Here is a 14,748-nt window from a genome sequence, read left to right on the forward strand (position 1 = left end):
AAGAGGCCGACCATCTGCGGGCGGACGTCACCGGGAACGGCGCCGGTGATCGATTCGGCCGTCCCGGTGATCTCGGCGGACGTGCTCTGATAATCCGAGGTGATGGTGAGGGCGTCGCAACCCTGCAGTTCCGCGGCGGTCGCGGAGATCAGCGAGATCCCCCGGGTACGGACGTCCAGCGTCCCGTCCCGTCCCGCCGACACCACCAGGCCGCTCTTCTCGAAGTCGGGCGCACTGCTCGGCAGGGTGGAGAGCAGGGTGCCGCCGTCCGGACCCAGTTGCCCGACGGCGGCACACGGAATGTTCACCTGCATGCGCTGCGGGGTGTAGGAGACGAGCGGTGCCTCAACACTCCCCAGGGCCCCGTTCTGCGGCCACGTGATGGAGGCGGCGTCCTGCTTCACGGGCAGGAGCGGAGTGGCCAGGGCCAGCACGAATCCGAGGAGCCCCGTGACGATCGCGACGAGCCGCGAAGTGCGGACGCTGCTGATGTCCGGCAGCGGCGACGGCTGTGAGGGCGATCGTTCGGGCTTCACTGCTACATCGGACGGCACACGACGATGTTATGCCGTCTCGATTTCGCCCGAGGTCTCGACGGGGATGCCGAAGCCGGTATATGAACGTGTGGTGGAGGTGGAACGGTGCTCGAGTTGAAGATGTCCACCGAGGTGGATGCGATGCGAGCGGCCGGGCATGTGGTGGCCCGGGCGCTCGATGCCGTGCGCGATGCCGCTGCTATCGGCGTGAGACTGCTCGACCTCGACGAGGTGGCAGCCGAGGTGATCCGCGCCGCCGGTGCCGAACCGGTGTTCCTGGACTACCACCCCGAGTGGGCACCGGTCCCATTTCCCGGCACGATTTGCACGAGCATCAATGATGCTGTGGTGCATGGCATTCCGAACGATTATCGGATTCGGGACGGTGACCTGGTGAGTATCGACTGCGGCGCCCGGCTGGCCGGATGGTGCGGCGACGCAGCCATCAGTTTCGTCGTCGGGACGGCGGCTCCGGCGGACATCGCGCTCGTGGAAGCCGCCGACGCAGCCCTCGCGCACGGGATCGCGGCCGCGCGATCCGGAAATCATCTGGGCGACATCGGGGCGGCCATCGGACGGTACGCGCGCGGCGCCGGATACGGGTTGCTCGCCGACCATGGTGGGCACGGCATCGGCAGACAGATGCACGAGGATCCGCACGTACCCAACGAGGGCCGCGCCGGGAAAGGCATGCCGCTGCGTCCGGGAATGGTCCTCGCGATCGAACCGATGCTCGTTGCCGACGGAACCGACGACTACCGCCGAGCTGCCGACGGCTGGACCCTGCGGACCGCGACCGGCGCCCGCGCGGCGCACAGCGAACACACCGTGGCGATCGGCGAGAACGGTCCGGAAATACTGACCCGTTAGGAATTGCGCGTCAGCCCGCGAACGTCCCACACCCAGGCGTCGTCGACGGATCGTGCCGGGGAATCGATCAGTTGCTCCACGGTGCGACGGAGAACGCGATCGTTCCGGGTGTGGGGCAGTACCAGGACGTCCGCGTCCCAGTACGACAGGTCCTCGCGTGCCTGTGCCTTCACGGTGTCGTCTATCAGGGGCATCCTGCCGGAGTTCTGGGTGGCTGCGAGTAGCAGGGCGGTGGGCCGATCGTCCGGACCGTACTTACCCCGGGCCTCGTGCCCGGCCGGACCGACGAAATACCCACCGGCTATGGGGAATGCGAGATCCTGCTCCGTCTGCCACTGCAGCATGCGCGCGTTCTCGGGCGAGGGCAGCGGCACCGTGACGACCGACCCGTCGGTCACGTACTGACGCCAGGTACCGTCGGCGAAGAACGCGGGGGCGGGGGCGCGTTGCGCGACGGGAAGGGGTGTGGGAGCCAACGGAAGCAGTGCGACCACGAGCCATCCGGCCCACAGCAGTGTGGTGGTTCGATGACCCTCGCGGGCGGAGACCAGAGCACGGTCGGTACCCAGTGCCAGCAGCAGCGCCGCGGCGGGCAGGCAACCCATCGCGAAGCGCGACTCGAGAACCGATTCGAGTAGCGGCAGATGCGCAATGAACTTCCACGGCAACATGATTCCCGTGTCCCAGCCACCGATCGTCAGCGTGGAACCCAGAGACAGGATCCCCATCACCGCGATGGTGGCAGCGGCGGCGCGGGCCAGCGGTGCTCGCCACATCCACAGTGCCGACATGCCGAGAAGGATCAGCAACGGCCACCCGAAATAGGCGTTCTCCTCGGTGGCATTCATGCTGAACTCGGCCGAACCGGGATCGCCCGCCAGCGAGGAGGTCGGGAAACTGGTGAAGGCCTCGGTGTCGTTGCCTACCGGACCGTGTTCGAGGGCGCCGTAGCTGTCGGGGCCGAAGAATTGCCACCACAACGGGCCGGCCGCGACTGCCAGTGCCACGACCCCCGCGATCGTAAATCCCTTGACCCCGCGCCGCGCCGCACCGAGAGCCTCGCGCGGACGGGACACGCCGAACGCGAGTCCGAACACGGCGAACGCCAACGCGTAGATCAGGAGCGGTTCTTCACCGAGAAAGATCTGATAGGCGATGAGCAGGCCCGCGACGAGGCCGTCGCGGACCGGGTGGAGTCCGGTGCCGAGCCGGATCACCGCAAGTGCGATGAACGGCAGCAGAAACAACGCCACGAAGTTGGGATGGCCGTTGGTGTGCGAAATCAGTGCGGGCGCGAAACCGCACACCGCACCCCCGGTGGCCGCGGCGAATCGGGACGACACGACGTGGCGGGAGAACACCCAGTACCAGGCGATCGCGGTGCCCGCCAGGCCGAGCGTCAGGGCGAGCGTGAACGTGACGTTCGGCCCGAACAGCAGGGTGATGGGCGCAAGAGGAACGCTGATCCCGAACATCGCCGTGTTGCCCATGAGATTGACACCCAGCGGATAGTTCTGCAGATCGCTCGTCAGCGGATTCTCCAGACGGGCCACCGAATGGGCCGCCACCGCGAAGAACCATTCCCACATCGTCTGGTCCTGGCCACTGCGAACGAGATAGCCGGTACCGAGGTTCTTCCACTGCCGGGCGAGTACGAATCCGGCCAGGCCGGTGAAGAAGACTACGGCCGCGACATCGGCGGGTGCGGGACGGAGGAGGTGAGAGCGGAGCGGGCGACGGGTGAGGGTGGTGGCTGTGGTGGGGGCGCCCACGTGCGGTCGACCGGTCTCGACTTCGGTCAGTGTCTCGGTCACGCAGTCCGGCCTCCGGTTCTCGGGTCGGTCGTGGGTCGTCGGTCGTCGGTCGTCGATCGGTAGACGTTACCGGAAAGAGATGAGCCGCTCCTCGTCACCGGGACGAGACCGTTATGTGCGTCACAGGCGTTTCCTTTGTGAACATCTGATCAATACGAGGATATTGTTCTGTCTCGCTGGTTACGCTCAGCCTCTAATTCCGCATCGGTTGCAGTGCACTCTGAATGGGGTCGGCATGACGGACATCAGCACATCACAGTTAGGTCACAGACGCTTCACGCGCGCAGTCGCAGTCGCCGGGATTGCAGTGCTCGCGATGGTCCTGGGCAATGGCACGGCTTCGGCGGGTGTCGATAATTCAGCCTCTGTCGTGGACAGATACGGAAATCGCATCGAGGTCCTCCAGGGCGATACGAGCTACCACACCGTTCCGCCACTGGACGGCGTTCCGACCAGTGTCGAGTTCTTCCACGACGGGTACGCCGCAGTCAATGTCGCGGGGCCGAACGCCGAGAAGTTCGTGGGGACCCAACTCACGGTCGGCTATCAGATCGGCTACCCGATCGCTCTTGCCGGTGCGACGATCGTGCTGAATACGCCGAACCTGGACTGGGCGGTGGGATCGAACAACAATCTCGGCCTCGCGATACCGCTCGACGGGAAGACATTGCCCGACGAACTCGGGCTCGACGTGGGTTCCTTCGCCGAACTGGGCGGGTCGATCATCCCGTCCCAGGAACTGGACATCGACCTCGAGCCCGGCGGCATCACCACCGTCCCGTTCCTGAAGGGCCAGACCTTCGACGGTCCTACGGCCCTCGTCCGGATGCAGGGAATCCACGGCTACATCTCGGGTGCCCTCGGGCCGGTCACCATCCGGCCGTACGCGATGGCCACCACATCGAGTGGTGACACCGTGATGACTTACGGTGTGCCGCAACGGCTCAACTAGGTCATCCGAACTAGGCGGCCCGCCCGACGGACTGCGCGGCATGGGCCGCCGGACGAACGTCCGGCGGCCCATGCCGGCCGAAATGTGCAAGGAAGCCACTGAGAGTCCACAGGCCTGTGCCGAGCACGGCGAGCATGAGTAAGAGCCAGTAGCTCGTGTAGATGCCGGCCACCGCCCCCACCGTCAGGGCGAGACCGAAATACACGACTGCGTCACCGACTGCGGTACCGAGAAGGTGATCCAACGGTTCTTCGGAGCAGGGCAGACCCTCGGAGTGCAATACGGGCTCGTTCACATCGTGCATATCCACTCCTCGTGCCCCCTCGCGCAACGCGAGGTGTGCTCCCTGCCAGATATGCCCGGATTCCCTGTCTGTTGCGAACTAAACGCCCCGACCTGTGTTCAGGGACGTGTCACTACCACGAAGGGACCGGTCTCCGAGACCGTGAACCGCGGATCGTCGAACAACTCCTTCGGGAAGGTGACGGTGTAGCGGCGCACGTTGGGGTCGTTGGGGTACACGTCCTCGGCAAGTCTCAGCGTGTACCCGTCGGCGCCCTGGCGGAAGACGAAGGCGTCGGGTGCGCGCCACGGCGACTCGTCCAGGGCTGCCACCAACTGGTCGGGGGTGTCGAGTTCGCTCCACGCGGCGATGGTCTCGGCTCGTCCGGCGAAATCGGCCAGCGGATTCGAATAATGCGAGGTGAGGGCCTGGAACCCCAGATACGGGTAGAAGCTGAGGAAGCTGGTGTCGGCGGTCAGGACCACGGTGTCGTCGCGTTCCCGCGGAATGCGGGCCTGTATCGATTCGTCGACGGCCGCGTAATGTGCTGCCGCACCCGGTGGACGTTGGTCGGCACGTTCCCCGTTGCCGTCTGTGTCCGTGTAGGCGATGGAGATCTCGGAATCCAGGAACTTGGGGATGTCCTGGACGAACGCCAGCCCACCCAGAACACCGATTGCCAGCATCGCGGCTTTCACGCGGGTGTTTTCGCTGGTGGCCAGCACGATCCAATGCGCGAATTCGACGAATCCGAAGACACCCGCGGCGCCCAGCACCGCGATCAGGATCGGCTCGAGACGGAAGGAGAGCAGGGTGCTGCCGACGGCGGTGAGGGCCATCGACAGCAGCGACCACAGATAGACCGCAATAACACCCACGCCGAGGGCCTGAGCCCGGCGGGACGAGGATGCGCGCCCTACCAGCCAGATGGTGCCGAGCAGGCACAGGGCGCCGGTGAGGGAGAAGTGAATCATCGGCAGCGACAGGTGCGCGCCGGATTCGGGCAGGTAGTGCAGGGCGGTACCGGACGCCGACGGTGAGCCCGACACCACCTCCAGCAGGTAGGGCAGCCAGACAACGAGAGCCAACGCGCTGGACACGGCGGCGATGACCACCAGTCGGAGCAGAGGATCGACGGCCGCACGCCATGAGCTGTGCGCACGGATTCGCAGTGTCGCAGCGAGCACCGCCAGCAGAGTCACGGCGAACGCGGCGAGTCCCAGATACAGCGTGTAGAAGGTGGCGGCGAGGCCGAGGAACAGTCCCGTGCCGATCACCGCTCCCCAGCCGCCGCGCGCGGACACGGGGTGGAGACCGCCCCAGGCCAGGACGAGAGCCGGGCCGACGAGTAGTGCGATCACCGCGCCGTACGGCTCCGGTGAGGCGTAGGCCGAGACGAGGGCGGCGGTCGCCAGCGACACCACGATGGCGAGGTCGTGGCGAATCAGGTTGCTCCACAGCACCAGTGCCACTACGGCGGCGACGGCCATCGAGCCGATGGCATAGGGTTTGAACGCTTCCCAGCCGTCCATGCCGAGCAGGTTGGCGACGCGTCCGCCGATCCAGAACCAGCCTGCCGGGTAGTACGGCGGCAGATCCGCATAGGTCATGTCGCGCAGGGCGGGCGAATCCGTCAGGCGTGTCAGATATTCGGTGCGGAACTCCTGGTCGACGGAAACACCGTGCAGATACAGCCTGGTAGCGGCCAGTGGCAAGCCCAGGGTGATCGTCACGAACCCGGAAAGGCTCGCCCACGACAGCAGCTTCGCGAACGGTCGCACCTTGCGACGGCGGACGAGGAGTACCGACACGGCGATACCGGCGACGGCCAGAACCTGGCCCACAGTGGTAACCGCTTGCGTCACGTTCGACGAGTTGAACGCCGGCCACTGGACGCGGGCGAAGGCAAACAGTCCGACGGCGGCGACTCCGGCAGCGACGAGTGCTGCCAACAGCATCTCGGTCGCAGTTGCCAGGAACCGCCGGGCCGGGGCTGCTACGTCTGCTTCGGTCACGAGGACGAAGCTTAGATGGGCAGTTTCTTGAAGATCGGGCGCGGGATGTGCCGCAGGATCATCATGACGTAGCGGAAGGCGCCCGGTGCCCAGACCAGGTCCTTGCCCTTCTCGGCCGATGCGACGGCGAGCGCGGCGACGTCTTCCTTGTTCACGGTGAGCGGAGCTTCCTTCACACCCGCAGACATCCGAGTGCGGACCTGTCCGGGGCGGATGACGAGGACGCGGGGCCCGAATTCGCGCAGCGCCTCACCGAGGCCGAGGTAGAAGCCGTCCAGGCCGGCCTTGGTGGATCCGTACACGAAGTTGGAGCGGCGGACACGCTCGCCGGCCGCCGACGACATCGCGATGATCTGGCCGTACCCCTGCGCCTTCATCTTCTCGCCCACCAGCACGCCGACCGACACCGCGGCGGTGTAGTTGACGCCTGCGATCTGGACGGCCTTGCGCTGGTTCTGCCACAGTTCCTCGGCGTCGCCGAGCAGCCCGAACGCGACGATGGCGACGTCTACGTCACCCTTGGCCCAGGCCTCGTCGATGACCTTCGGGTGGCTTTCGGTGTCGAGAGCGTCGAAGTCGATGAGGTCGACCTCCTTCGCTCCCGCGGCCTTCAACTGCGTGACCGCGGCGTCGCGTCCGGGATCACCGGGGAGGGCTGCGAGGATCACCCGCATCGGCGCCTTTTTCAGGTACTCCTCGCAGATGGCGAGACCGATCTCGGAGGTGCCACCGAGAAGCAGGAGAGTTTGGGGATTACCGACAGCGTTGATCACTACAGTTCCAACCTTCTGGACATATCGGAGGCGAAGACGTTATTGGGGTCGTACTTGCGCCGGGTGGCGATCCACTCGTCGATCCGCGGGTACATCGCGTGGAAGGTGTCGGCGGTGGTCCGCGAATCCTTGGCGGTGTAGAGACGGCCACCGAACTCGAGAACACGCTTGTCGAGTTCGGTGACGAACTCGTTGAGACCTGCCTTGATCGGGAAGTCCACGCACACGTTCCACCCCGGGATCGGGAAACTCAGCGGTGCCCGATTGCCCTCGCCGAACAGCTTGAACACGTTGAGGAATGAGTGGTGCCCCGACTTCTGGATGTCGCGGATGATCGCCTTGAACTCCTCGACCGCGGACGTCGGCACCACGAACTGGTACTGCAGGAAACCGTGTGATCCGTACGCGCGGTTCCACTCACCGAACATGTCGAGGGGGTGGTAGAACTGCGTCAGATTCTGGACCTTGCCCCGGTAGGTGCCGGACTTGCGGTACCAGAGTTCACCGATCGGCCCGAAGGTGTACTTGTTCGCGAGACCGTTCGGGAAGATATCCGGGAAGGTGAGCAACTGCGGGGCGTCGAACGCCAGCGGGTTCTTCTGCAGCTTGGCCGGCAGCTGATCGAGCTTGGCCAGCGATCCGCGGGAGATCGCGGCACGGCCGAGCTTCGGGGGTGCCGAGATGGCATCGAACCAGGCACTCGAGTACTCGTAGTTCGACTCCGAACCGTCGCTGTGGAAGGCGACGGTCTCGTCGAGACTGCTGGTGACGTCGCCGTCGGCGATGAAGTACGCCGTCTCGGTGGGCGTCATCTTGATGGTGGCCTTGAGGATGATGCCGGTCAGGCCCATGCCGCCGATCGTCGCCCAGAACAGCGCGCCCTTGGGGTCGTTGCGCCCGCCCTTCGGCGTCAGCGTGCGGACGGTCCCGTCGGCGGTGAGCAGATCCATCGACACCACGTGGTTGCCGAAGCTGCCCGCACTGTGATGGTTCTTACCGTGGATGTCGGAGCCGATGGCGCCGCCGATGGTGACCTGGCGGGTGCCCGGCAGCACCGGAACCCACAGGCCGAACGGCAGGGCCGCCTTCATGAGCTGGTCCAGGTTGACGCCGGCGTCCACCTCCACCAGGTGGGAGTCGCGGTCGATGCGGTGGATCTTGTCCAGCGCGTTCATGTCGATCACCAGGCCGCCGGCATTCTGCGCCGGATCGCCGTAGGAGCGGCCGAGGCCGCGGGCGATCACGCCGCGCCGCAGGTGAGGAGGCTTCGACTCGTTCTGCTCGGCGACCTGGGCGACCGCCTGGGCGATCACTTCGACGTCGGGAGTGGAAAGCACCTGCGCTGTCGTCGGCGCAGTGCGTCCCCAGCCGGTGAGGGTGCGGGTCTGTGTGGGGAGCGCCGGAGTGGGCGTCTCTTCTGCTGTCGTGGACATCGAGATAGAGGTTACCTGGCGGTACCCCGCAGCCGATGCCTGTGAGTACTTCTCGACCCTGGACTGTCCATAAGTCCTCACAGGGTGGTTACGCTCTTCGTCGTGTCGGATACCCCCGTGAGCTCCCCTCGAGAACCGCATGTTCCACTGCCGGTCGAGATACCTGTCACCGAGAACATCGCGGATGATGCGCTGGACCTGAAGACGCAGATCGTGCGTTTCATGCTGACCGGCGGACTGTCCGCGATCGTCGACTTCGGTCTGTACTGGCTGCTGCTCGAACTGGTGGGTCTGCCGGTGAACGCGGCGAAGTCGATCAGCTTCATTGCGGGCACCACCACGGCGTACCTGATCAACCGCCGATGGACGTTCAAGGCGGAACCGAGCCGGGCCCGGTTCGTGGCCGTCGTCGTCCTCTATGCGCTGACGTTCACCGTCCAGGTGGGCCTCAACTGGGTGATGTACCAGGCGTTTCCCGACGTATGGTGGCGGCTGCCGGTGGCCTTCGTCATCGCCCAGGGCACCGCGACGGTGATCAACTTCGTCGTCCAGCGTGCGGTGATCTTCAAGATTCGATAACGACTGCGCGCGGCGAGCGGGTGCGCGCGCTCGGCTCGCCGCAGAATCGGACGATGATCATCGTTCTCGACACGTCGGCCGTCACGCGGGATTCACGGTTCGAGTCCTTCGTGCGCACCGCCGTCGGCAATGGGCTGCGCGTCATGGTTCCTCGGCTCGTGCTGGTGGAGATAGCCCATCGGTACCAGCGCGAATCCGCCGCGATGATCGAGGCGCTGACGGTCCAGGCGAGGATGTACGACAGGCTGGGGCTTCGCGAAGACCTGTCTCTCTTCGTCGAGGCCGCACGAGCGAAGGCGGACGGCTACGCCGATACGCTCGCGCGCGAACTGGAGGCGATCGGCATCGAGGTCGTGTCCCCTGCGGTCGTGTCGCACGTGGAGATCTTCGAGCGTGCCCTGCAGCGTCGACGGCCCTTCTTCGGCAGGAAGTCGAACGAGGGTTATCCAGCCACGGTGAACTGGCTGACCGTGCTCGATGTGGCCGATCGACGTCCCGGCGACGAGGTGGTGTGGGTCAGCGCGAACTCCCGGTCCTTCGGCGGCGACGAGCCCTCGGTGTGGCATGAGGAGATCGCGGCGGAACTGTATGCACGCGGGCTGGACGGACGCGTGTGGTGGGCCACCGACCTCGGCGAGGTGATCGTCGATCACGACGGCGCGGTGCCGCTCGTCGTGCCGGAACCGCCGCACGTTCCGGCCCGGAGCCCGGACGTGGCTCCCGATGCCGCATCGGCGGCTGCGGTGGTCGTGATACCGGCAGTTGCCGAGGACCGGGTTGTCCTCGCCGGACCGCCCGCGTCGCAGGCCCTTCCCCCGGGACGGGTGACGCGGCCGCGTGTGGCACCGCAACGCATTCCGCCGGCACCCAAGTCCGGCAGCGGGCGCCGCGGTCTCGGCAAGGTGATCGGTGGCCGCAAACGCAAGGTGACGATCGTCGACGATCTCGACGACGTCGACTTCGGATGAGCTGCATAAATACTTGTATCAAAACCGCTGATCGCAAGCGCGACACCCCGCCGATTACCTAGCGTGGAGAGAACGCACCGGTCGACGGTGACCGGTACGGCGAGAGGGAGCAGGCATGGACTCTGCGCCGAACAACCGAGAGACGTCCGCGCCGGCCGGCCGGCCGGCCGCCGGGCCGACCGTGCAGTACCGGTCGGGAGCGAGACTCGCCGGTCCGAGTATCGAGTCCCAGGTTCTCTACCAGGCCTGCAGGTGGTTTCTCCGGCCCGTGGTGAAGATGGCCCCGGTCAACGAGGCGGCGATTCGACGGGCCGCGTTCCTCGACATGGCGGCCGGGATACGACCCGCGGCCGGGATACGCCGTCAGAAGGTGCGACTGCCAGGATTCGACGCCGAGATCGTGCGGGCCCCGGGGGTTTCGTCGGCTCTGAGCGACGGCGTGGTGCTCTACCTGCACGGCGGCGGATTTCTCTGTTGTGGGTTGAACACGCATCGGCCCGTGGTGTCGACCATCGCGAAACTGACCCGGCTGCCGGTGATGCACGTGGGCTACCGGCAGCTGCCGGACACCGACATCAGCGGTTCGGTCGACGACTGCCTCACCGCCTACAAGTGGTTGCTCGAGAACGGTGCGCGCGCCGGCGGGACGGTCTTTGCCGGTGATTCGGCGGGCGGGTTCCTCGTCTTCGCGACGGCATTGAAATCCCGGGAGGAAGAAGTGGGAGTCCCGGCCGGGTTGGTCGGGCTGTCGCCGCTGCTCGACCTCGACTGCGCGGGCAAGCTGATCCATGTGAACGCCGAGCGGGACGTGTTCGCTCCCGTCTCGGCGCTCGAGGCCATCGGGAAACTCGGCGGTTGTGTGGACGGCGTGCTCGACCCGACACTGTCACCGGTGAACGGTGATCTGGCCGGGTTGCCGCCGTCGTTGCTGATCGCCGCGGAGGGGGAAGTGCTGCGCGCCGATTCGGAGTTGATGGCGGAACGGCTCGGCGCCGCCGACGTGCCGACGATGCTGCAGATCTGGGACGGGCAGGTGCACGCGTTTCCCGCCCTGTGGCCGGGATTGCCGGAAAGCCGTGCGGTTCTCCGCCGTGTCTCCCGCTTCGTGGTATCCCGGGTCGGTTCGGGTGGGGTGGCGCACCGCAGGACGGCCTGAGTTCCCTACCGCGGCGGTCCCTCGGCGAGCACGATGTCGGCGAACCGTTCCTGACCGCTCTCGTTCACCCACCGCACCGCCACCGCGTCGCCGGGATGACACGCGATCATCCGCTCGTTCAGCTCGGCAGATGATCGCACCGGCGCACCCTCGAATTCGATGATCACGTCGCCGATGAGGAGACCGGCATCGTCTGCGGGTGTGCCGAAGCTGACCCACACCACTTCGGCGCCGCGGCTGTGGTTACGAACGCTGATCCCGAGCAGGGGCGTGTCCCCGATGTGCACGGTGGCCGATGGTCGCCCCTCCGACACCTGATCGACGATCGCCATCGCCGTGGAGATGGGCACCGCATACGATCTGGGCTGGGCGGGAGGAGGTTGCGCCGGATCCGTATCGGCGTTGCCCGCGGTGTTGACGCCGATGACGGTGGCTGTCTCGTCGACCAGCGGACCGCCCGAATCGCCCGGGCGGACAGCGGCATCCACCTGGATCAGCCCTGCGAGGCGGTTACGCGAACCGTCGGTGGTGCTGCGGGCGGTGATCGTCTGACCCACGGCGGTGACGACTCCGCGGGCAGCCACCGGCACACCACCGCCTTCTGCGTTCCCGACAGCGGTGACAGCCGTGCCGATCGTGACCTCGCCGGCCTCCGCGAGTTGCGCCGTCGGCAAGTCCTCTGCGCCCTCGAGTTGCAGCACGGCGATGTCGTGGGAGCTGTCGTAGCCGAGGACCTCCACCGCGTAGCCGGCACCGTTGCCGAGATCGACGGCGCTGATCTCGAGGGCGCCGGAAATCACATGATGATTGGTGACGACCACTCCGTCGGGGGTGAGCACGATGCCGGTGCCCGCGGTTACGACCAGTCCGGTATCCGCGACGAGGGTAACGATCGTGGGAATCACCCTCGCCTCGATCTCCTCGGGTGTGAGGACCACGGGAGCGGGCGAAGGCGGGGGAGCGGACTGAGCCACGTCGTGTGCCGGGGCACCGGGCTCGTGGACCGGCGGGGCCGACAGGAGCATGGCGGACACCGCAGCCGTCGCGGCGAGGAGAAGTGATGCGGCGCGGAGTCTCATCACATCGTGGTGCTCACGTCGAGGGTTCCTGACTCACGACTGCTTCAGGGCGCCCCACCCGTGCCAGGTGTCGATCTCGATCCACGCGCTCACGCGGGCTCGATCTCGCACCCCGTACGGCTTGCCCGTGTAGTGCTCGGAGATGCGGTCTATGTCGGCGAGATCGTCGTCGTCCACGAACTCGACCACCCGGCCCTGAACGCTCAGGTGCGTGATCCAGTTGTCGGGATCCATCGCGGTGAGGCTGACCCGCGGATCGGAGCGCAGGTAGGCGAGGCGCCGCCGTTCCGCATCCATATTGACCAGAACTCTGCCGTCCTCGTAGAGATACCAGGTTGCGACCGACACCGGCTGGCCGTCCGGACGAACGACGCTGACGGTGGCGTAGTTGGGTCGCGCGAACATCTCGGCGGCGTCGCCGGGAAGGGGAGGCTTCGACATGGCTGAAAGATACCCCTCGGTTTCACGGGCCGGGGGGCTGTTGGTGAGTCTCCGTCCGCTCCCGCGGCGTGGTGTGCGGTCAGGCCGGTCGCGGTCGGCCGGGGGCCGCGTGGCGGGCCAGGATCCCGAGGGTGCCGCGTAGGGCGTTCTCGGAGATCACCGGAAAGATCCCGGCCTCCCGCCACACCGGGTCGATGGACGACCAGTCGTAATACGAGGTCACCATCGTTCCGGTGCCGGCGTCACCGAAATCGGCGGGCTCGAGGCGGTACCCGTAGACGTGCCCGATCTGCGGTCGGACCTGGCCGAACACCTTCCAGGCGATCTCCCGCTCCGGTGTGAAGGTTTCGATTGTCACCGTCACGTCGTAGAGGCCCAGATCGAAATCGTTCAGGGCTTCGCGGTCCATGTGCACCACGAAACTGTCGCCCACCGCAGACACGGGGTCACCCTCCGCGGACATCAACATTCCCGAACTGTCGATCGCCACATGTCCCTGTGGATCGCGCAGAATCTCGAAGATGGTCGACGGGTCGGCGGAAATCGCTCGCTGGACCTCTATCCGTTCAGTCGTCATCGTCGCATCCTGTCATTCGGGATGCTTCACGACATGCGATTGCGTAGGTACACGTAGACCGCCCGCCGCATCAATGACGTCAGCAGTGCTTTGGCATTACCGATTCGTACATCCATGGCGGACAGCAATGTCGGGTCGGATTCTCGAAGAGTCTTGTGGAATGCAGCCACCTGACCTGCCTGGTCCTTCGCGAGCCGAACACTCCACTGGCCCGCATTGACGCGAAAAGCAGCCAACGGCTTGGGAATCGCCACGACATCGCCTTGCAATGCGACGCGGGTGTACGTTGCCTCGTCGATCACGTATGGGTTGGTGTCGTCCCACCACCCGATTGCCTCCAAAGCAGAGCGCTTCATCAGCACACAGCCGGGCTCGCCGAAGATGTTGGCACCGGCGGTCACGGTGCGGCGCGTGGCAACTCGGCCGGATACCAGACCGTTCAGTCCGGCCAGTCCTCGGGCAGCGAGGACGGTCCTGCCCGACGCGTCGATCAGCGTTCGCTGGGATGCGACCAATACTGCTGAGGGATGCTGATCGAACGCCCCGACCTGCTCTTCCAGACAGGTCGGGGAGATCGTGTCGTCGCCGCACACGAGCTTGAGAAGTTCCCCATTGGCCGCTTCACTCACCCTGTCCCAATTTCGCTTCGCGCCGCCGCCGGTCTCTGTGGACTGGATCCGCACCCGGGGGTCGTCGGCATATGGTGCGAGCGTGGCGAGAGTTCCATCCGTCGACGAGTGGTCCGCGATGATCAGTTCGAAGTCCTGGAACGTTTGGTTCAGGATCGAATCGATCGTCTCGGCGATGTAGTCCGCATTGTTGAATGCGGGTACGACGACGGACACACGCGGGATCATGACGCTACTCTTTTCTTTCTACTGAACGAGAAGTCGCGGTAGCCGAAGAAACTGGCTGTCGCGGTGACTGCCGTAATAGCGATCTGCGCCGGAATCGGTGACACACCGAAAACCGACACGGTGAGGGTCATGAGCGCGAGATTGAGCGCAAACGCGCCGAAGTTGACCACGACGAATCGCCAGAGATCTCGGATGAAATGCCCGCGCACCTCGAATACCAAGTAGCGGTACATCGCGAACGCGCACATCACGTTCGTCAAGTAGCCCGCGATTATCGCGAAGTGATATCCCAGTTGGTCACCCAGGGCCAATTGCCACACGATGAACCAGGCGGTTCCCAGAACGGTGTTGAATCCGCCGACCAGAAGAAACGCGAGTCCCTGCTTCTTGACCACCCGCATGAGCGGTCCCGGCC

Annotated in this window: 15 protein-coding genes and 1 pseudogene; 5 read left to right on the forward strand and 11 right to left on the reverse strand. The window is 65.7% G+C overall.

Annotated elements, in window-relative coordinates:
- Positions 1-554, reverse strand: a pseudogene (locus WAW17_RS18030) (arabinosyltransferase); the annotation flags it as partial.
- A gap of 87 nt (positions 555-641) precedes the next feature.
- On the opposite strand from WAW17_RS18030, the gene map reads away from it, so the two are divergent.
- Positions 642-1,406, forward strand: coding sequence for a type I methionyl aminopeptidase (map, locus tag WAW17_RS18035; RefSeq protein ID WP_422334305.1), 765 nt, complete (start codon positions 642-644; stop codon positions 1,404-1,406).
- Here the strand turns inward: map and WAW17_RS18040 are convergent.
- Positions 1,403-3,220: a glycosyl transferase gene (locus WAW17_RS18040; protein ID WP_422334306.1), complete on the reverse strand. Its 1,818-nt coding sequence runs from the start codon at positions 3,218-3,220 to the stop codon at positions 1,403-1,405. The genes map and WAW17_RS18040 overlap by 4 nt on opposite strands.
- A gap of 235 nt (positions 3,221-3,455) precedes the next feature.
- On the opposite strand from WAW17_RS18040, the gene WAW17_RS18045 reads away from it, so the two are divergent.
- A complete protein-coding gene (locus WAW17_RS18045; protein WP_422334307.1) occupies positions 3,456-4,172 on the forward strand; it encodes an MspA family porin in 717 nt (238 codons plus the stop codon).
- 10 nt (positions 4,173-4,182) lie between these two features.
- Here WAW17_RS18045 and WAW17_RS18050 read toward each other — a convergent pair whose 3' ends face one another.
- From WAW17_RS18050 to WAW17_RS18065, 4 genes are all read right to left on the reverse strand, one after another.
- Complete coding sequence (locus tag WAW17_RS18050) at positions 4,183-4,476, reverse strand: hypothetical protein (RefSeq protein WP_422334308.1); 294 nt, start codon at positions 4,474-4,476, stop codon at positions 4,183-4,185.
- A 98-nt stretch (positions 4,477-4,574) separates the two neighbouring features.
- On the reverse strand, positions 4,575-6,470 hold the full coding sequence (locus WAW17_RS18055) for a galactan 5-O-arabinofuranosyltransferase (RefSeq protein ID WP_422334309.1): 1,896 nt from the start codon (positions 6,468-6,470) through the stop codon (positions 4,575-4,577).
- A gap of 11 nt (positions 6,471-6,481) precedes the next feature.
- Complete coding sequence (locus WAW17_RS18060) at positions 6,482-7,243, reverse strand: decaprenylphospho-beta-D-erythro-pentofuranosid-2-ulose 2-reductase (RefSeq protein ID WP_422334310.1); 762 nt, start codon at positions 7,241-7,243, stop codon at positions 6,482-6,484.
- On the reverse strand, positions 7,243-8,676 hold the full coding sequence (locus WAW17_RS18065) for an FAD-binding protein (protein ID WP_422334311.1): 1,434 nt from the start codon (positions 8,674-8,676) through the stop codon (positions 7,243-7,245). The genes WAW17_RS18060 and WAW17_RS18065 overlap by 1 nt, the downstream gene beginning before the upstream one ends.
- Positions 8,677-8,778: 102 nt before the next feature.
- On the opposite strand from WAW17_RS18065, the gene WAW17_RS18070 reads away from it, so the two are divergent.
- The 3 genes from WAW17_RS18070 to WAW17_RS18080 all read left to right on the forward strand — a co-directional run bounded on the left by WAW17_RS18070 (position 8,779) and on the right by WAW17_RS18080 (position 11,379).
- Positions 8,779-9,255 (forward strand): GtrA family protein, encoded by a 477-nt coding sequence (locus tag WAW17_RS18070; RefSeq protein ID WP_422334312.1) that lies wholly within the window; start codon positions 8,779-8,781, stop codon positions 9,253-9,255.
- Between the two features lie 53 nt (positions 9,256-9,308).
- Positions 9,309-10,223 (forward strand): PIN domain-containing protein, encoded by a 915-nt coding sequence (locus WAW17_RS18075; RefSeq protein ID WP_422334313.1) that lies wholly within the window; start codon positions 9,309-9,311, stop codon positions 10,221-10,223.
- A 115-nt stretch (positions 10,224-10,338) separates the two neighbouring features.
- Positions 10,339-11,379, forward strand: coding sequence for an alpha/beta hydrolase (locus WAW17_RS18080; RefSeq protein ID WP_422334314.1), 1,041 nt, complete (start codon positions 10,339-10,341; stop codon positions 11,377-11,379).
- Positions 11,380-11,384: 5 nt separating this feature from the next.
- Here the strand turns inward: WAW17_RS18080 and WAW17_RS18085 are convergent, their stop codons facing one another.
- The 5 genes from WAW17_RS18085 to WAW17_RS18105 all read right to left on the reverse strand — a co-directional run.
- Positions 11,385-12,458, reverse strand: a complete 1,074-nt coding sequence (locus WAW17_RS18085; RefSeq protein WP_422334315.1) for a S1C family serine protease — start codon at positions 12,456-12,458, stop codon at positions 11,385-11,387.
- A 33-nt stretch (positions 12,459-12,491) separates the two neighbouring features.
- Positions 12,492-12,899 (reverse strand): TIGR03618 family F420-dependent PPOX class oxidoreductase, encoded by a 408-nt coding sequence (locus WAW17_RS18090; RefSeq protein WP_422334316.1) that lies wholly within the window; start codon positions 12,897-12,899, stop codon positions 12,492-12,494.
- A gap of 79 nt (positions 12,900-12,978) precedes the next feature.
- On the reverse strand, positions 12,979-13,476 hold the full coding sequence (locus WAW17_RS18095) for a polyketide cyclase (RefSeq protein WP_422334317.1): 498 nt from the start codon (positions 13,474-13,476) through the stop codon (positions 12,979-12,981).
- Between the two features lie 26 nt (positions 13,477-13,502).
- Positions 13,503-14,333 (reverse strand): glycosyltransferase family 2 protein, encoded by an 831-nt coding sequence (locus WAW17_RS18100; RefSeq protein ID WP_422334318.1) that lies wholly within the window; start codon positions 14,331-14,333, stop codon positions 13,503-13,505.
- Positions 14,330-14,748 (reverse strand): GtrA family protein (locus tag WAW17_RS18105; protein ID WP_422334319.1); only part of this gene is annotated, 419 nt, incomplete at its 5' end. The genes WAW17_RS18100 and WAW17_RS18105, both read right to left, overlap by 4 nt.

The organism is Rhodococcus sp. (in: high G+C Gram-positive bacteria), assembly GCF_049286785.1.
Lineage (GTDB): Bacteria > Actinomycetota > Actinomycetes > Mycobacteriales > Mycobacteriaceae > Rhodococcus_F.